Source organism: Salinispirillum sp. LH 10-3-1 (assembly GCF_030643825.1).
Classification (GTDB): Bacteria; Pseudomonadota; Gammaproteobacteria; order Pseudomonadales; family Natronospirillaceae; genus Salinispirillum.
Genome location: NZ_CP101717.1, coordinates 2,587,301 through 2,605,160 on the forward strand (window position 1 = coordinate 2,587,301; position 17,860 = coordinate 2,605,160).

A 17,860-nucleotide genomic window follows, 5' to 3' on the forward strand; every position below is an offset into this window, starting at 1 on the left:
TGAGAACACCCTGTGCCAACAAACCAAAAAAGCGCGGCAAGGCCGCGCATTGTAATCAGACCAAATCTGATTATTTACTTAACGTCTTTCCAGAGCTCACGGTACAGCAACCAAGAGAACGCCAAGAACACGGTCAGAAAGGCCATTACGAACCATCCCAAACGCTGACGCTCTAATTTGATGGGCTCGCCCATGTACTCAAGGAAGTTCACCAGATCAAACATTGATTGATCGAACTCCACCTTGGACAACTGCCCTTCGGTCAAATAGCGCTCACAACCACCTTCACTGATCCGATCACCCGTCAACGGGTCGATTCGAACGCCAGCCACTGGCTTTGGCGGCTCGGCACACAGACCTTGCGCATCCACCATTGCGTGCGGCATGCCTACATCAGGATACACCACGTTATTTACGCCGTATGGACGCGTCTCGTCTGCGTAAAAACCACGCAGGTAAGTATACAACCAATCAGTACCACGCACGCGTGCAATCAGGGTCAAGTCTGGCGGCGCCACCCCGAAGAAGCGTGTTCCATCCTGACGAGACATCGCAATGGTCATAAGATCACCGATCCGCTGATCCGTGCTCATCAGATATTCCTGAAAAATATCTTCCGGAATTTCCAGATCCTTGGCAACGCGATTGTAGCGTGCGTACTCAAGGCCATGACAACCCATGCAGTTATTGAAGTACACCTGAGCACCACGCTGCAATGAACGTGTATCGGCCTGATCGGTATTGATACGATCCAGCCATTCAGGCCCTTTTGCCGCTGATGCCAAGACAGGCAACAGCGCCACTAACAAAGTAAAAACAACCTTTTTCATTAGCTTGTTACCCTCTCTGGTACCGGCTTAGTCTTCTCGTATTTGGTAAAGAAAGGCATACCAAGGAAGAAAGCAAAGTAGATGGCCGTACAAATCTGCGCCAACAAAGTATACAGCTCCGTTGCTGGTTGAATACCCAACCAAGTCAACAACATGAATGCGGCGGCAAAAATCACGATACCTACGCGACTAAAGATGCCCTTATAACGCCAAGAGCGCACAGGACTGCGGTCCAACCAAGGTAAAACGAAGAGAATTGCAATTGCAGCTCCCATCACCATGACACCCAGAAGTTTTGCATCAAGGAACAGGATGTCGAAGGTAATGGCACGCAACATCGCGTAGAAAGCCCCGAAGTACCAAACCGGGTGAATATTCTCGGGCGTCTTCAACGGATCCGCCGGGGTGAAGTTATCCTTCTCCAAGAAATAGTTACCCGCTTCAGGAGCAAAGAAGATAATGCCACAGAAAACCATTAAGAAAATGACGATGGCTACCAAGTCCTTACCGATCGTGTAGTAAGGATGGAACGGAATACCATCAACAGGTACGCCCTGCTCGTTCAGATTCTTCTTAATATCTATGCCATCAGGATTGTTTGAACCCACTTCGTGTAAGGCAACGATGTGCAAGAACACCAAGCCCGCCAATACTAAAGGCAACGCAATAACGTGCAATGCAAAGAAGCGATTGAGGGTTGCTGTCGAAATCAGGTAGTCACCACGAATCCACTCTACCAGTGGGTCACCGATGACAGGAACAGCACCAAACAGTGAGATAATTACCTGAGCACCCCAATAGGACATCTGACCCCAAGGCAATACGTAGCCCATAAAGGCCTCTGCCATCAACAGCAGGTAGATACACATACCAAAAATCCAGATCAGCTCACGCGGCTTCTGGTATGAGCCGTACAAAATAGCACGGAACATATGCAGGTAGATCACAACGAAAAACATCGACGCTCCGGTCGAATGCATGTAACGGATCAGCCAGCCCCACTGCACGTCGCGCATGATGTACTCGACCGAACGAAAAGCTTCTTCCGCACTTGGCACATACTTCATGGTCAACCAGATACCTGTCAGTATCTGGTTAGCGAATACCAACATTGCCAACACGCCAAAAACGTACCAGAAGTTGAAGTTTTTTGGCGCGTAATACTTGGTGACGTGCTTTTCCATCGTACGCGTCAAAGGAATGCGGGCATCAATCCAGCCCATCAAACCAGTATTTTTCTCGCTACTCATCAGGCAGCACCCCCATCTTCACCGATCGTCAATACGGTACCATCCAAGAAATGCGGAGGCACTACTAGGTTAGAAGGAGCAGGTACACCGCGATATACACGACCCGCCAAATCAAACGCTGAACCATGGCAAGGGCAGAAGAAGCCGCCCAGCCAGTTCGCATCAAAAGCCTGCGGCACAACTTGTGGCAGGTACTGAGGCGCACAACCAAGGTGCGTACACACACCCTCGATGACCAAAAGCTCTTCACCGCGCGATCGGAATGCATTGGCAGCGTAGTCTGGCTGCTGTGGCTGAGAGGAATCAGGATCAGCCAAACGCGCCAACAAAGTCTGCTGAGTCAAGCGCTCTAACGCTTCCGGTGTGCGACGCAGGACAAAAATAGGCTTGCCGCGCCACTCAACCACGATCATTTGACCAGGCTCTAGGCTAGAAATATCTACGGACACCGGAGCGCCAATGGCCTTGGCTCGCTCACTTGGCTGCCACGAGGACAGGAAGGGCACAGCTACCCCGACACCACCTGCCGCTCCTACCACACCGGTAGCAGCCATCAGGAAGCGTCGGCGGCCTGTGTTCACGCCGTCTTGACTCATTCTTGATTCCTCTGAAATACAATAAAGAAAACTGTAGGGTCTGAATTTTAAATTGTGCAGATGGTAATGAAATTTACACAGCCTTACAAGGAAGCTTACGCACTAAAGCCCTTGCGGAGCCGTTCGACTGACCACCCAACCCTCAAACGTACAAACCCTCACCAACAAGGCAAAAAAAATGCCCGCGCGTAGCGGGCATTTTTCCAAGCTCTGTAAACGAATTAACGCTTAGAGAACTGCGGACGCTTACGTGCTTTACGCAAGCCAACTTTCTTACGCTCAACTTCACGCGCGTCACGAGTAACATAACCCGCAGCACGCAATGCTGGACGCAATGTTTCGTCGTATTGCATCAGGGCACGAGTCAAACCGTGGCGAATTGCCCCAGCCTGACCACTCGCACCACCACCAGCAACAGTAACGAACAAATCGAACTTGCCAACAGATTCCGTCAACTCCAATGGCTGACGAACAACCATGCGAGAAGTTTCACGGCCAAAATAGGCATCCAGAGTTTTGTTATTGACCGTAATCACACCTGTACCGGGACGCATAAAGACGCGCGCGGTAGAGGTTTTACGACGACCAGTTCCGTAGTATTGAGTAGACATCACTTACCTCTTAAATATCCAGTTCTTTGGGCTGCTGCGCGGCGTGCGGGTGCTCTGCACCCGCATACACCTTCAATTTCTTGAGCATGGTGCGACCCAATGGAGAGCGAGGAAGCATGCCTTTTACAGCTTGCTCAATAATACGCTCTGGTGCGTGATCACGAAGCTTTTCAAAGCTCATGGACTTCAGACCACCAGGATAACCGGTGTGACGGTGATACATCTTATCACTGGTCTTGTTACCTGTTACCCGTACTTTCTCTGCATTAACAACAACGATGTAGTCACCGGTGTCAGCGTGCGGAGTGAATACTGGCTTGTGTTTGCCCTTCAAACGAGCGGCAATTTCAGTCGCTATGCGACCCAGCGTCTTACCATCGGCATTGACGATGAACCATTCACGCTGAACTGTTTCGGCACTTGCATTAAATGTTTTCATTTAGTCTCTTTTAACTCCACCTATAAGTGGGGGCTCAGGGGGAAGTTAATCTTCAGATTTTTCAGGTGGGCGATTCTATATAATGAACCACCCTTACTCAAGGCATTTCAGACAATCTCAGGATTTTTTTTAAGCTGCAGCAATCCATAAGGCACCAAACCAACCAAAAGCAGGGCTTGCAGCAGCAGTCCTAAGCCAGCCCTATCTGGGTCGGAGACATTGGCTGCCGCAAAAGCAAAACCACCCACCACCAGCATCGCAGGCAAGATCATCGCCAAATATACACCAGACACCACATCGCTCGTCATATGAAAGCGATCTTCCATAAACTGGCTCAATCTCAAACACACCAAAAAGGCCGCGACGTTGCAAAACACCATGATTAGTAGATACCACAACATATCAATTCTCTCGCGTTTTCAGAAAACGAACTTCGGGATGACGCTCTTGCGCTAACTGCAAATTCACCATGGTTGGCGCGATATATGTCAAGTTGTCACCGCCATCCAAAGCCAGATTATCATGTGCTTTATGCTTGAACTGCTCAAGCGTTTTACCATCGGGCGCCTGAATCCAGCGCGCCGTAGCGACACTCACCGGTTCGTACACCGCTTCAACCTTGTACTCACTGCGCAAGCGATGCACGACCACGTCAAACTGCAGGACACCGACCGCACCAACAACGAGATCGTTATTACGCAGCGGACGAAACACCTGCACTGCACCCTCTTCTGACAACTGCAGCAGTCCTTTTTGTAATTGCTTCATTTTTAGCGGGTCTTTCAATTGTATGCGACGAAACAGCTCAGGCGCAAAGTTCGGCACGCCCGTGAACTTCAAGTCTTCCCCCGCAGTGAAGGTATCACCTATCTGAATAGTGCCATGATTGTGCAAGCCAATAATGTCGCCTGGCCAAGCCTGCTCTACCTGCTCACGATCGCCGGCCACAAAGGTCACAGCATCGGCAATTCGCACATCTTTGCCAATGCGCACATGACGCAATTTCATGCCGCGCTCATAGCACCCTGACACGATGCGCATAAAAGCCACACGGTCACGATGATTCGGGTCCATATTGGCTTGAATTTTAAACACAAACCCCGTGAACGGGGCTTCAGCAGCCGTCACCTCGCGGGTCTCCGTCTGGCGCGACTGTGGCGCCGGGGCCCATTCAGTCAAACCATCCAACATATGATCTACACCGAAGTTGCCTAATGCCGTCCCCCAATAGACCGGCGTAAGCTCACCGGCCAAAAATGCGGTCAGGTCGAACTCATTGGAGGCCCCACGCACCAGCTCAATCTCATCGCGCAAATCAGCCGCGTAGTCGCCAATCGCGCTGTCGAGCTCGGGGCTGTCAAGACCTACAATCTGACGCCCATCTTGAATAACGGCACCCTTACCGCTCTCGTACAGCGTAACGGTGTCCGTCATCAAATTATAGACACCCTTGAAGTTCTTGCCTTCGCCGATCGGCCAAGTAATGGGGGCGCAGCGTATTTTAAGGATGTTTTCAACTTCATCCATGAGTTCAACCGGATCACGAATGTCGCGATCCAACTTATTCATAAAGGTAATGATGGGGGTATCGCGCAAACGAGTGACTTCCATCAACTTAATGGTACGCTCCTCGACACCCTTAGCGGCGTCGATGACCATCAAGCAGGAATCAACAGCCGTTAAGGTGCGATAGGTATCTTCCGAGAAATCTTCGTGCCCTGGCGTATCAAGCAGATTGACGAGCTTGTCATGATACGGAAACTGCATGACCGATGTGGTGACCGAAATCCCCCGCTCCTTTTCCATTTCCATCCAGTCGGATTTAGCGTGCTGACCTGACTTACGCCCTTTAACCGTACCTGCACGCTGTATCAGGTGTCCGTGCAGAAGCACCTTCTCTGTAATGGTGGTTTTACCGGCATCCGGGTGAGAAATAATGGCAAAGGTACGCCGCTTGGCGACTTCCTGCTGTAAAGACATAACAACACATCTGCTCTATGGGTTCACTGAAGCCGCGTATTGTATGAGTTTTAGCCCGCGATTGCCTGTTTTTTTGTCGTGGGACTTATTGCATCGCAGCCTGTTTTTCTGCGCCCTGTTTTACCCTAAAATAACGACCTCTTTTCATCTGAGCGCCGTCATGAGCAAAGACACTCTATATTCGCAAGCCCACGATCGGCTCGCTCCGTTCGAATTTGACGAACAGGTCGCGCGTGTCTTTCCTGACATGATTAAGCGCTCTGTGCCTGGCTACAGCCACATTATTTTGAACATTGGCGTTTTAGCTGGTCAGTACGCCCAACCTAACTCACGCCTCTATGATCTCGGTTCTTCGCTAGGGGCAGCCAGCGTCGCCATGCGCCACCGCGTACAGGCGCCCGGCGTCGAAATAGTAGCGATTGATAACAGCGCCGCTATGCTGCAGCGCAGCCGGGACTTTCTTGATACCGAAGAGTCTGACATTCCCGTCATCACCCAATGCGCCGATATCCGAAACGTCGACATCAGTAACGCTTCCGTGGTGGTGCTGAACTTCACCTTACAATTTGTTCCACCTACTGATCGACTGGCATTGCTGCAATCCATCCATCATGGCCTGAACCCCGGTGGCATATTAATTCTGTCGGAGAAGCTGGCGTCTGCAGACACTGAAGCGCAACAATGGATGGACAAACACCACACACTCTTCAAGCGAGCCCAAGGCTACAGTGACCTTGAAATTGCACAGAAACGCGCAGCGATTGAAAACGTATTGATCCCCGACACCGCCGAAGCGCATCACGAACGCCTCGCGCACGCCGGCTTCAGCGCCAGCCACCAATGGTTCCACAGTTTTAACTTTGCCAGCTTCGTAGCGCACAAATGATCAATTACAGCGACCTCATTCACGGCTTGGCAGACACACCTCTGGCGCATTGGCGTCTCGACTTGGAACACCAACTGCAAGCGCGCTTGGAAAATCACAACAACGGCAATCTGCCAAAGTTTCTTGCCGCATTGCGTGCACTGCCCAGCACGACCCCAGCGCACCGAGCCATAGATCAGGACGTTGTCATGGTCGGTACCGACAGTGACCTTTCAACCAGCGAGCACAGCGCACTTACAACCGCACTGGCTGCACTGATGCCGTGGCGCAAAGGCCCGTTCAATCTGTTTGGCCACCTCATAGACACAGAATGGCAGTGCAATATGAAGTGGGCGCGCATTGCTCCTCACCTTAACCCCTTGCACGGCCGCATCGTGTTGGACGTCGGTTCCGGCAACGGCTATTACGGCTGGCGGATGCTAGGGGCAGGCGCAGCCCGGGTGATTGGTATTGACCCCTCTTGGCTGTCTGTCACACAACACTGTGCGATCAATCATTTTTTACGTGATGACCGCCATCATATTTTGCCACTCACCTTGGAAGAAATGACTCCAAACATTCAAGGCTTTGACACGGCATTCAGCATGGGAGTGCTCTACCATCGCCGCTCGCCACTAGACCACCTAGAAGAATTGCGCAATACACTACGACCCGGAGGGGAGCTGGTTCTGGAGACCTTGGTGATCGATGGCAAAGAAGGCGAATCGCTAGTACCTGAAGGGCGCTATGCGCGTATGAACAATGTCTGGTTTTTACCCAGCGTACCCTCCTTGATCAGCTGGTGTCGCAAGATGGGGTTTGAAGACGTACGCTGCGTGGACATCACGAGCACATCCACCGAGGAACAACGCACGACACGCTGGAAGCCCGGTCAATCACTAGCGGACTATCTGGACCAAGAAAACCCAAAACACACCATAGAAGGCCATCCAGCACCGTTGCGCGCCACCATCCTGGCGCAACGACCTTTCGGCGGTCGTCTCGCGCGGTATGGCTTATAGGGCGGAAAAGAGCGCAGGTTAGGTTAGAAAATCTCGTCCGGGTTCAGACCAAACAAGCTCGGCGGGCCGAAATCAACACCCTCACCTTGCTCAGACTCGGGCACTATCTCACCAGCGAAATCTGGGTTATCACGGCGAATAATGATTTCCACGCGCCGATTCTGAGCTCGCCCTTCTGCCGTCGCGTTCGTAGCAATATTACGCGAGGAGCCATGCCCCAGAATGGTAAATCGGTTTTCATCCATTTCCGGTGCCGCCCACAAGTATTCTGCCACCGCCAGCGCACGCGCACTCGACAACACCCAGTTGTTTCGGAACTGCGCCGTATTGATCGGCAGAGCATCGGTATGCCCACCGACATGAAGCTCCCCTGGCGTAGTCAACAGGATTTCCCGCACACGATCTAGAATCGGCAGAAAATCATCCGCCACGAAATCGGACGCTGGGCCGAAAGACTGCTCGCGCACGCGAATAACGATGGTCTGGTCCACCGTTTCCACTTGCAGAGCACCCACATCAATGAATTCGGCGAGCTGCGCCGCAATGCGCGCCGCTTCTTCTTGCAACTGCTCCTGCAGGACCTCATCGGGCACAATGATCTGCCGCGTCAACTGACCAGTATCACCTTGCCGAGTTTCCTGCACGGTCATTTCGTCTTGGCACAACACCTCAAGGCTATCGCGCAAGTCCTGGACTGTATCCTGACGAATGACGTTTAATGGCGTGGGATCTGGACGCCCCGGGCTGAATTCCTGCGCGATGATAGAGGTTCCTTTAGGAATCGCATTCACATCAAGCTCGGCTTGCACACCGAAGGCGTTGCGCAGCGAGCCCGCCAAGCGTTTGAAACGCATGGCATCTAACTCAGAGAACGACAACAGCAAAACGAAAAAGCACATCAACAGTGCCATCAAGTCAGAGAAAGTGGCCATCCACGGCGGCAATCCGGGTTTACATTCGGGACACTTTTTTTCCTCTTCGACGACAGCACTCATGACTAGGCATCCACTCCACGTTGTGCAGATGGCAAGTAGGTTTTCAAGGACTGCTCAATGATGCGCGGGTTTTGACCGGCTTGAATACCCATTAAGGCATCGCGAATCATTCGTTGAATCAACGTCTCCTCAGTAGAGCGCAGAACGCACTTATCTTTAATGGGCAAGGCTATTACGTTCGCCATTACCGAACCATAAAGGGTCGTCAACAAAGCGACCGCCATTTGTGGGCCGATCGCCTTAGGGTCATCCATATTGGCCAACATACCCACCAAGCCAATCAAGGTTCCTATCATGCCCATGGCCGGAGCAACGTCGCCAATGGCACCGAATATATTGGCCCCATCCCGGTGCCGCTCTGCCGTCATTTCAATGTCTTTGTTTAACATGATACGCACAACTTCTGGATCGTGCCCATCCACCAACAACTGAATGCCTTTACCTAGAAATTCGTTACTGACATCTTTACCCTCAAGGGATAACAGGCCGCCCTTTCTTGCCGCATCGGCCAATTCCACCACCTCCTCAATAATCTCTTCAGGAGAAATACTCTTATAAGAGTAGGCCTTGCCAGCGATACCCATGGCACCAAGAAACTGCTCCAGCGTAAACTTCTGCATCGACACGAACACAGAGCCGATCACCACGATGAGAATAGAGGGAAGGTTATAGTAGATAACAGGGTCACCGCCGAGAATCATGGCCATGATGATCATGCCCAAGCCGCCGATGAGCCCTACGATGGTTGCTAAATCCACGTTCTATACTCCGCCTGTCCGATGTAAATGACTCACAGCAAGGTGCTATTAAGTCAATGTATGCTTTACCACTTCTGCCGTCCATCGGCACGCGTGGCAACCGGTCCACCCCTTAACAAATATTGACCCTTAGGCTGCAATTCAGTAGGGTTTGCGCTCCCTGATAATCGGTGTCTTTCCATGGCCTCAGTTACTAAGTCGAACAATTTCGAGAAATCATTAGCAGATTTAGAAAAAATAGTTGTTCAACTGGAACAAGGCGAGCTTAGCCTGGACGAAGCAATGGCTGCTTTTGAGCAGGGCGTACGCCTCACGCGAGCCTGCCAACAACAACTTGACGCCGCTGAACAAAAGGTTCGCATATTGCTCGACGAAAGCCAAACTGCACCGCCTACTGAGTAAGAATTATCATGGATCTGTCTCACTCCCTGCATCAGGCCAATACAGATTTTAGACGTTATGTTGACAGTATTCTGCAGCAGATGCCAGCAAAGGCGCCTCTCTTGCAAGATGGCATAATGTACGTCATGCAGTCGGGCGGCAAACATATGCGGCCATTATTGGTCTTTGCCGCCGCGCAGGCGATGGGTTGTAAAAACGAACACTGGTTATTGCCCGCAGCGGCTATTGAGTTCGTGCACACCTATTCCCTTGTACACGACGACCTGCCGGCCATGGACGACGATGACTGGCGGCGCGGTCGAGCAACTGCTCATCGCGCTTTCGATGAAGCAACCGCTATTTTAGTCGGTGACGGGTTGCAAGCCTTGGCTTTTAACATCCTATCTTCTCTGCCTACGTTGGGCGTGAGCTCCGATCAGCGAGTGACGTGGGTTAGCTTACTGGCTGCGGCCGCCGGGCATCAAGGCATGGTCGACGGACAGGCCATGGATCTTGCTGCCGAAGGAAAGACCTTGTCGCTGCACGAGCTGGAGCTGATTCACCGCAATAAAACCGGCAAGCTCATCACCGCTGCCGTGCTGATGGGAGCGCACTGTTATGCGGTGGCGCCGACCGACCAACAAACTGCAGCGCTCAACACCTATGCGTCTGCGCTAGGACTGGCCTTTCAAATTGTTGACGACATTCTAGACATCACAGGGGACACTGCTACTCTAGGAAAGGATGCAGGCAGTGACAGAGATAACAACAAAGCGACCTATGTTGCATTACTTGGCGTAGATAATGCGCGAAAAAAAGCAGAACAATTGTATGCCGAAGCATTAACTGCGTTAGAATCGCTCCCGGCAGACACTTCGGCGCTCAAAACGCTCGCCGACTTCACCCTGCAACGTAACCGCTGACCCGCACAATCAGTCCTGCTAAACCGGAGTCATTGACCTGTAAGCACCATGAAAGTATTTACTGATTTTCCGTCTTCTCGCCCCGTGACTCCGTTGCTCGATCAAATCGACCAACCAGCCGATCTGCGTTCTTTGTCATCACAAGAGCTGTTGATATTAGCCGATGAACTGCGCGCATACTTACTTTATTCAGTGAACCAAAGTGGCGGCCATTTCGGCGCTGGCCTAGGCGTTGTCGAGCTTACTCTAGCTCTACATCACACTCTGAACACACCAGAAGACCGACTACTATGGGACGTTGGCCATCAGGCCTACCCACATAAGATTTTGACCGGACGCCGTGATCAACTACCGACGATACGGCAGGAGGGCGGTCTTGCTGCCTTTCCAACACGCGAAGAAAGCCACTACGATACCTTTGGGGTTGGCCATAGCAGCACCTCCATCTCAGCAGCGCTGGGCATGGCCTTGGCTGCCCGGCGCGCAGGCAAGAGGCGCCGTGTCGCCGCGGTGATTGGTGATGGGGCCCTGACCGCAGGAATGGCCTTTGAAGCACTGAATCACGCAGGACATGAAGACGCCGACCTAATGGTCATCTTGAACGACAATGACATGTCAATTTCCGAAAATGTAGGCGGGTTGTCTCGTTATTTCACCAACCTTATCGCCAGCCGCACCTACACCAGCCTGCGTGAAGAGAGCAAGAAAGTGTTGATGCACTTGCCAGAACCGGCACGGCAACTGGCACGACGCGCAGAAGAGCACGTAAAAGGCATGGTGACTCCCGGAACGTTATTCGAGGAATTAGGCTTTAATTACATTGGACCGGTCGATGGCCACGACCTACCGAAGTTGATGCAAGTGCTGGATACCATCAAAGATTTGTCTGGCCCACAGTTCTTGCATGTCATAACCCGTAAAGGCCGTGGCTTCGCCCCGGCAGAAGCGGCCCCAATCAAGTACCACGCCATCAGCAAGCTCGAAACCACCCCCAAAACGGCACCTGTAAGCAACGGAGTGAAGTACTCCAATGTATTTGGGCAATGGATTTGCGACATGGCAGAACAAGACGAGCGCTTGATGGGCATCACGCCTGCCATGCGCGAAGGCTCAGATTTGGTGCGCTTCTCTGAACGCTTCCCTGAGCGTTACTTTGATGTCGCCATTGCCGAACAGCATGCTGTGACGCTCGCCGCAGGCATGGCCTGTGAGGGCGCCAAACCGGTCGTCGCCATCTACTCCACTTTCTTGCAACGCGCCTATGATCAGTTGATACACGACGTGGCACTGCAGGGGCTCGACGTCCTTTTTGCCATCGACCGTGCAGGCTTGGTCGGTGAGGACGGCCCTACGCACGCAGGCAGTTTCGACCTGTCTTTTCTGCGCTGTATTCCCAACATGTTGATCATGGCGCCAAAGGACGAAAACGAAACCCGGCAGATGCTATCGACAGGGTACCTGCACGACGGCCCAGCAGCCGTGCGCTACCCTCGTGGCAATGGACCGGGCAGCACTGTTACTGACACCCTAACGGGCCTGCCTATCGGACGCTCGGAAACCTTACGCAAGGGTAAAAAGATTGCTTTACTTGCCTTCGGCAGCATGGTGACTCCAGCTGCAATCGTTGCTGAGTCATTGGACGCTACCCTTGTGAATATGCGCTTCATTAAGCCTTTAGACACCGAACGCTTAGCCGAACTTGCCGTCAGCCATGACTGCTTCATCACGGTCGAAGAAAATGCCATTGCTGGTGGAGCCGGTGCAGGCGTCACCGAGTGGCTGCAGCAAGAAGGCCTACTCATACCGACGCTGAATATTGGACTGCCCGATCAGTTCTTGGAGCACGCCTCAGCGAGTCGACAGTTGGCTGCCGCAGAGCTGGACAGCCCTGGAATAGAACGACAGATTGCGCGCTGGCTGGATAAATTGCCGCGCACTTAAAGATAGGGTGTTACATCGTCGACGTCTTTCTGTACATCTCCTAGATGGCGCTCCGCGTACTCACGCCATACGCCACTCGTGAGGAACAGCTCATAGACGTCAGGGTCGATATGCTCTTCATCGCGCATCTTACGTAGAATACTAAAGGACTGACTTAAGGGCATGGGTTTTTTGTATGGTCGCTCTTTGGCCGTCAACGCCTCAAAGATATCAGCCACACCCATCATGCGGGCAGGAATAGACAACTGATCGCGCGTTAAACCACGCGGAAAACCTTTGCCATTCATTTTTTCGTGGTGGCCCCCGGCGTATTCAGGTACACGCTTCAGGTGCTTAGGAAAGGGCAGTGCCTCGAGAATATCAATGGTGATGTCGATATGTCGGTTAATAATGGCGCGCTCTTCGTCATTGAGCGTACCGCGCGAAATGCACAGGTTATGAATCTCAACATCCGACAGCATACGCTGTTCTTCACCTTGATTATCCCGCCACGTTAAAGCCGCCATACCGCGCACACGCTCTTGATCCTCTGGGCGCATAAATTCACCCCCAAGATTTGAGCGCTCCAAGAACGCACAATCGTCGCGTAGTTGCGCTAACTCCATATCCATTTCAAGCTGCAGCGTCGCCACATCGCCACCCTGTAACATGGCGCGCAAATATTCGTTCTCGCGCTGCGCAATACGCGCCGCAAAACGCGCTTTGATGGCGTCAATGCCATCTAAAATCAGGTTCAGCTTGGTGGCTTTTTCTACCACATAGTCTGGCGTGGCCAGTTTGCCACAATCATGCATCCACGCCGCCACGCTCAACTCGTACCACTCTTCTTCACTCAGGTTAAAGTCGGCAAAATAGCCTTCTTTCTGCTCGCAGGCGGCACGAGCGATCAACTCGGTCAGTTCCGGGATGCGTTGACAATGCAAAGAGGTATGGGGCGAGCGCACATCGGTGATACGCGCCAGTGATTTAATAAAGGCGTCGAGGAGCTCTTTATGGCTATGGATAAGAATTTGATTGTTTAACGACACGGCAGCGTACGTAGCGAGTGCTTCTATGGAAGGAATGACTTCATCCGAGAAGCCAACCACTTCGCCATTATCCGTCGTAGCATTCAGCAGCTGCAGCACCCCGATCACCTCATCTTGGTGGTCGGTAAGCGGCAGCGTCAGAAAACTTTTCGAACGGTAGCCATTGCTGGCGTCAAAGCGTTTGGTACCAGAGAAATCAAACTCATCAACGGTATAGGCATCTTCAATGCACACGGTTTGGCCACTCAACGCCGCGTGGCTGGCCACATTGTGGTGGTTCGGCTCGTCGTCAAGATATAACTTAATCGGCAGCATGGGCACGTGGTCACCGGCATAGCCGTTGATCGCTATACCCAACGAATCTGTACGAACTACGGAAAAATGCAGGCTCCGCTCGTGACCTTCACCCTTCATCAGGTAAAGTGTTCCCCCGTCAGCACCGGTTAGCCGCATGGCCTCTGAAACAATAGAGTCGAGCAAAGCCCCAAGACTGGTTTGCCTAGCCAACAATACCAAAAGATCTTGATGCGTTGCATCGACGCTGGGGGGCTGTACGCTTACCGGACGGGTCATGTTGTACGCTCTATGCGGTTCAGTTGAAAACTATCAATACCAGAGGGCAGCAGTCTCGTTTACGCCACGGCTTGCCGCACCCTGCCATCCCTTACCCAAATAGTGTAGCGCTCCATGGACTTAACAGCCACAATTGCAATATTGCCAGGGCGATAATACCTGCCAGTAGGTCGTCTACCATCACCCCGAACCCACCCTTAACACGGCGATCCAACCAACTGATCGGCCAAGGCTTTAGGACATCGAAAATTCTAAATAGCAGAAAGCCAAGGATGATATTTTCCCACGTCAGCGGGACAGCGATAAACACCACCCAAATGCCGACAAATTCATCCCAGACGATACCGGGATGATCATCAACACCGAGATCTCGTACTGTTTGATCGCAGATCCATACACCAATAGCAAAAGCGAATACCACCCACACCACTTGCCATGGCAGGCTTAACCAAGCAAACACTGGCAAAGTCAACAGAGCCGCCAAACTACCGATGGTTCCCGGCGCTTTTGGAGCGGTACCCGAACCTAAACCGAAGGCGACCCAATGCACCCATTTCTGATGCTGCATAATCAGCTTAGCCAAAATGATCGTATCCTTTTGTTGTGAGAGCATAAGGTTCACCGTCTTGGCACACGCGAACTCCTTTTTGCTCTGTGATCTCACCAATACGCCACAGCGTAATGCCGTGCGTCTGCGCCAACGCCTGCAACGTATCACATTGATCCGGTGCTGCGGTAAAGCAGGCAGCAAAATCTTCGCCACCCGCCAGCGCCCAATTGATCGCCTGCTTGTGGGTCACGATCTCTTGCAACACAGGTGATAAAGGCAACGCATTTACATCCACTCGAGCGCCACAATGACTGGCCTTCACCAAATGCCCCAAGTCCGCAACCAAGCCGTCGGAAACATCCACGGCAGCATGCACCAAGGATGCAGCCTCATGCATGAAGCCGACCGGCGGTTCAGGGCGATAAAAACGCTCCAGCAACTCGGCCCTTATAGGCGCTCGCTGCTGCAGTCCAGCCAAGCCACCTGCGGAGTCACCTAAATACCCGGTAACCCAAACATCATCACCCACCTTCGCAGTGGACCGACGCAACGGCTGCTCGGTCAAGCCATGCACTTGCACGGTCACGACCAGAATAGCGCCGGACGTCGTATCACCCCCCAGACAGGGCATTTGCCAATGCCGGTTTTCGTCATGCAGCTGATCGGTGAAACGCTGCCACCAGGTGTCGTCATAGTTTTCCGGCACAACAATACTGAGCGTATAAAACCACGGGCGTGCGCCCATAGCGGCCAAATCACTGATGGCTGAACGCACGGCCTTGCTGGCAACATCTTCAGGGGCCGCATCGGGCGGAAAATGCGTGCCAGAAACACTGGTATCGACGGAAATCACCACTGGATAATCCGCCTTTACCGCCAACGCATCATCGCCATTACCAATCAATGGCGACGGGTTCGCCGCCGGCGCGGCCAATGGCCAGAAATAACGTTGGATACGTTCGAATTCAGAGCTCATCAGCGTAAACGGTGGTTTACTTCAGACTGACGCAAACGCTGCGCCAGTTTATCCAGCACGCCATTCACGTATTTATGACCTTCAGTCGCACCGAATGATTTCGCCAATTCCACACCTTCGTTAATGACGACCTTGTAGGGGACATCGATACGGTGCATCAACTCATACGCACCCATACGCAAGATGGCCAACTCAATCGGCGTCAGGTCTTTCAAGGCGCGATCCAACAACGGCTCAATGGCCGCATCAAGTTCCTTAATACGCGCCGGCACCTGGTGCAGCACCTCGTGAAAATACACTTTATCAATCTTGCTCAGGTCATGGTCTACAATGAACTGGGCTTCTATCTCATTCGACGTAGCGTGACTCACATGCCACTGATACAGAGCCTGCAACGCCATATGGCGCGCACGGCGACGAGCTGCGGGGCGAAATTGCTCTGACATCAGGACCCCAACTTCGACAATAAATTAACCATTTCCAACGCACTCAATGCAGCTTCTTCGCCTTTATTACCGGCCTTAGTTCCGGCTCGTTCGATGGCTTGCTCAATGGTGTCTACCGTCAACACACCGAAGGCAACTGGAATGCCCGCCGTACGTGCTACGTGTGACAAGCCACTGGTGCACTCTCCCGCAACATACTCAAAGTGTGGGGTACCACCACGAATCACTGCACCCAGTGCAATGATGGCGTCGTACTGGCCCGTGGCGGCTGCTTTCTGCGCTACCAAAGGAATTTCAAAAGCACCCGGAGCACGAATGATCGTAATTTGCTTGGCATCAACGCCATGACGCTCCAATGCCTCGATTGCGCCCTTCTCTAGGGCATCAACAACAAATGCATTCCAACGTCCTACTACCAGCGCGTAACGCCCGGTATTGCCCTGCAAATTGCCTTCTATGGTCTTAATGGACATCTGCTCTACCCTCAGGATTCAGTGTTGGCAGTGGTGTTCGAAAGATACTCCACCACTTCTAAGTCAAAACCGGAAATACCGCCAAATTTAATGGGTGAACTCATAAGGCGCATCTTACCGATGCCTAGGTCACGCAGAATTTGCGATCCCGTACCAATAGTGACGTAATTGCCGCTCCGGTTGATATGCCAGGTTGGCTTGCGCGCGGTCGGATTCTTGAGGCGATCCAACTCATCTAACAAACCGCTTCCCGCGGGAGCGTCCAACAAAACCACGACCCCCTTACCTTCCTTCGCTACTTGCTGCATTGCACTGTCCAGCGACCAACCCGTCGCGTCTGGCGCATTAATGCCCAGCATATCGCGCAATGTCTGACCGTTGTGCACACGCACGAGAGTTGGCTCATCTAACGTAAACTCGCCCTTAGACAGCGTTAGATGAACCCCACCTTGCAACTGATCTTCATAGGCCCGCAAATCAAATGAGCCCCAACGCGTTTCCACAGTACGCTGGTCCAGCTCACGAATGGTGCGCTCATTCATCATGCGGTAGTGAATCAAATCCGCAATGGTGCCAATTTTCAGCCCATGTTTCTGGGCAAACTTTTCCAAATCAGGACGCCGTGACATGGTGCCGTCGTCGTTCATAATTTCAACGATGACGGACGCTGGACTCAGACCTGCTAGACGAGCGATATCACAGCCGGCTTCCGTATGACCAGCGCGACTCAACACACCACCCGCCTCAGCGCGTAACGGAAACACGTGCCCCGGCTGCACAATATCCGTGGGCTGGCTACGTGGATCGACCGCCACACGCACGGTGCGTGCACGATCGGCAGCGCTAATGCCCGTGGTCACCCCTTCTGCAGCTTCAATCGATATCGTAAAATGCGTGCCGTACTGTGCACTGTTACTTTTAACCATGGCCGGCAAGCCAAGATAATCACAGCGCTCGCCGGTCAAGGTCAGGCAAATCAAGCCGCGAGCTTCACGCGCCATGAAATTGATGATCTCTGGCGTCACTTTTTCCGCCGCGACCACCAAGTCACCTTCGTTCTCACGATCCTCGTCATCCATCAGAATGACCATCTTGCCCTGACGAATATCTTCTACAATTTCTTCTACCGTATTCAGGCCCAAAGTGGCTTCTCCCCTGACGTGCAGTGCCGGTTTTAACCCCATGTGGGCCAACACGGTCACCTTCAATTTAGTCGCGTAGAC

20 protein-coding genes are annotated in these 17,860 nt (G+C 52.5%); 5 read left to right on the forward strand and 15 right to left on the reverse strand.

Going from position 1 to position 17,860, the window contains the following annotated elements:
* Nucleotides 1-74 precede the first annotated feature (74 nt).
* From NFC81_RS11765 to prfC, 7 genes are all read right to left on the reverse strand, one after another.
* A complete protein-coding gene (locus NFC81_RS11765) occupies nucleotides 75-830 on the reverse strand; it encodes a cytochrome c1 (RefSeq protein WP_304994672.1) in 756 nt (251 codons plus the stop codon).
* Nucleotides 830-2,080 carry a cytochrome b N-terminal domain-containing protein gene (locus NFC81_RS11770; RefSeq protein ID WP_304994673.1) on the reverse strand — a complete coding sequence of 417 codons (1,251 nt, stop codon included), beginning with the start codon at nucleotides 2,078-2,080 and terminating at the stop codon, nucleotides 830-832. The genes NFC81_RS11765 and NFC81_RS11770 overlap by 1 nt, the downstream gene beginning before the upstream one ends.
* On the reverse strand, nucleotides 2,080-2,676 hold the full coding sequence (gene petA / locus NFC81_RS11775; protein ID WP_304994674.1) for a ubiquinol-cytochrome c reductase iron-sulfur subunit: 597 nt from the start codon (nucleotides 2,674-2,676) through the stop codon (nucleotides 2,080-2,082). Before petA ends, NFC81_RS11770 begins: the two co-directional genes overlap by 1 nt.
* Nucleotides 2,677-2,897: 221 nt before the next feature.
* A complete protein-coding gene (gene rpsI / locus NFC81_RS11780; RefSeq protein ID WP_304994675.1) occupies nucleotides 2,898-3,290 on the reverse strand; it encodes a 30S ribosomal protein S9 in 393 nt (130 codons plus the stop codon).
* A gap of 7 nt (nucleotides 3,291-3,297) precedes the next feature.
* Nucleotides 3,298-3,726 (reverse strand): 50S ribosomal protein L13, encoded by a 429-nt coding sequence (gene rplM / locus NFC81_RS11785; RefSeq protein WP_304994676.1) that lies wholly within the window; start codon nucleotides 3,724-3,726, stop codon nucleotides 3,298-3,300.
* A gap of 107 nt (nucleotides 3,727-3,833) precedes the next feature.
* The gene (locus tag NFC81_RS11790; RefSeq protein WP_304994677.1) at nucleotides 3,834-4,127 is read right to left on the reverse strand and encodes a hypothetical protein; all 294 of its coding nucleotides are present in this window, start codon (nucleotides 4,125-4,127) and stop codon (nucleotides 3,834-3,836) included.
* A 1-nt stretch (nucleotide 4,128) separates the two neighbouring features.
* Nucleotides 4,129-5,706: a peptide chain release factor 3 gene (prfC, locus tag NFC81_RS11795; protein WP_304994678.1), complete on the reverse strand. Its 1,578-nt coding sequence runs from the start codon at nucleotides 5,704-5,706 to the stop codon at nucleotides 4,129-4,131.
* Between the two features lie 160 nt (nucleotides 5,707-5,866).
* On the opposite strand from prfC, the gene cmoA reads away from it, so the two are divergent.
* The gene (cmoA, locus tag NFC81_RS11800; RefSeq protein WP_304994679.1) at nucleotides 5,867-6,592 is read left to right on the forward strand and encodes a carboxy-S-adenosyl-L-methionine synthase CmoA; all 726 of its coding nucleotides are present in this window, start codon (nucleotides 5,867-5,869) and stop codon (nucleotides 6,590-6,592) included.
* Entirely contained in the window at nucleotides 6,589-7,593 is a 1,005-nt protein-coding gene (gene cmoB, locus NFC81_RS11805; RefSeq protein WP_304994680.1) for a tRNA 5-methoxyuridine(34)/uridine 5-oxyacetic acid(34) synthase CmoB, read from the forward strand. The genes cmoA and cmoB overlap by 4 nt, the downstream gene beginning before the upstream one ends.
* A gap of 23 nt (nucleotides 7,594-7,616) precedes the next feature.
* On the opposite strand, the gene NFC81_RS11810 is transcribed toward cmoB, so the two are convergent.
* Nucleotides 7,617-8,588, reverse strand: coding sequence for a MotB family protein (locus tag NFC81_RS11810; RefSeq protein WP_304994681.1), 972 nt, complete (start codon nucleotides 8,586-8,588; stop codon nucleotides 7,617-7,619).
* A gap of 2 nt (nucleotides 8,589-8,590) precedes the next feature.
* Nucleotides 8,591-9,346, reverse strand: coding sequence for a flagellar motor protein PomA (gene pomA, locus NFC81_RS11815; protein ID WP_304994682.1), 756 nt, complete (start codon nucleotides 9,344-9,346; stop codon nucleotides 8,591-8,593).
* 180 nt (nucleotides 9,347-9,526) lie between these two features.
* On the opposite strand from pomA, the gene NFC81_RS11820 reads away from it, so the two are divergent.
* From NFC81_RS11820 to dxs, 3 genes are read left to right on the forward strand one after another with little or no spacing between them, the layout of a single operon-like run.
* A complete protein-coding gene (locus NFC81_RS11820; RefSeq protein ID WP_304994683.1) occupies nucleotides 9,527-9,748 on the forward strand; it encodes an exodeoxyribonuclease VII small subunit in 222 nt (73 codons plus the stop codon).
* An 8-nt stretch (nucleotides 9,749-9,756) separates the two neighbouring features.
* Nucleotides 9,757-10,650: a farnesyl diphosphate synthase gene (locus NFC81_RS11825; RefSeq protein ID WP_304994684.1), complete on the forward strand. Its 894-nt coding sequence runs from the start codon at nucleotides 9,757-9,759 to the stop codon at nucleotides 10,648-10,650.
* Nucleotides 10,651-10,698: 48 nt separating this feature from the next.
* Nucleotides 10,699-12,591 (forward strand): 1-deoxy-D-xylulose-5-phosphate synthase, encoded by a 1,893-nt coding sequence (gene dxs, locus NFC81_RS11830; protein ID WP_304994685.1) that lies wholly within the window; start codon nucleotides 10,699-10,701, stop codon nucleotides 12,589-12,591.
* Here the strand turns inward: dxs and NFC81_RS11835 are convergent.
* The 6 genes from NFC81_RS11835 to ribBA form a co-directional block, all read right to left on the reverse strand.
* Nucleotides 12,588-14,192, reverse strand: coding sequence for an HD domain-containing phosphohydrolase (locus tag NFC81_RS11835; protein WP_304994686.1), 1,605 nt, complete (start codon nucleotides 14,190-14,192; stop codon nucleotides 12,588-12,590). The two genes, dxs and NFC81_RS11835, sit on opposite strands and share 4 nt — an antisense overlap.
* 91 nt (nucleotides 14,193-14,283) lie before the next feature.
* A complete protein-coding gene (locus NFC81_RS11840) occupies nucleotides 14,284-14,760 on the reverse strand; it encodes a phosphatidylglycerophosphatase A (RefSeq protein WP_304996978.1) in 477 nt (158 codons plus the stop codon).
* A gap of 7 nt (nucleotides 14,761-14,767) precedes the next feature.
* Nucleotides 14,768-15,718, reverse strand: a complete 951-nt coding sequence (thiL, locus tag NFC81_RS11845; RefSeq protein WP_304994687.1) for a thiamine-phosphate kinase — start codon at nucleotides 15,716-15,718, stop codon at nucleotides 14,768-14,770.
* A complete protein-coding gene (gene nusB, locus NFC81_RS11850; protein ID WP_304994688.1) occupies nucleotides 15,718-16,164 on the reverse strand; it encodes a transcription antitermination factor NusB in 447 nt (148 codons plus the stop codon). Before nusB ends, thiL begins: the two co-directional genes overlap by 1 nt.
* Nucleotides 16,164-16,637, reverse strand: coding sequence for a 6,7-dimethyl-8-ribityllumazine synthase (gene ribE, locus NFC81_RS11855; protein WP_304994689.1), 474 nt, complete (start codon nucleotides 16,635-16,637; stop codon nucleotides 16,164-16,166). The genes nusB and ribE overlap by 1 nt, the downstream gene beginning before the upstream one ends.
* A gap of 11 nt (nucleotides 16,638-16,648) precedes the next feature.
* Nucleotides 16,649-17,779: a bifunctional 3,4-dihydroxy-2-butanone-4-phosphate synthase/GTP cyclohydrolase II gene (ribBA, locus tag NFC81_RS11860; protein ID WP_304996979.1), complete on the reverse strand. Its 1,131-nt coding sequence runs from the start codon at nucleotides 17,777-17,779 to the stop codon at nucleotides 16,649-16,651.
* Nucleotides 17,780-17,860: the final 81 nt, after the last annotated feature.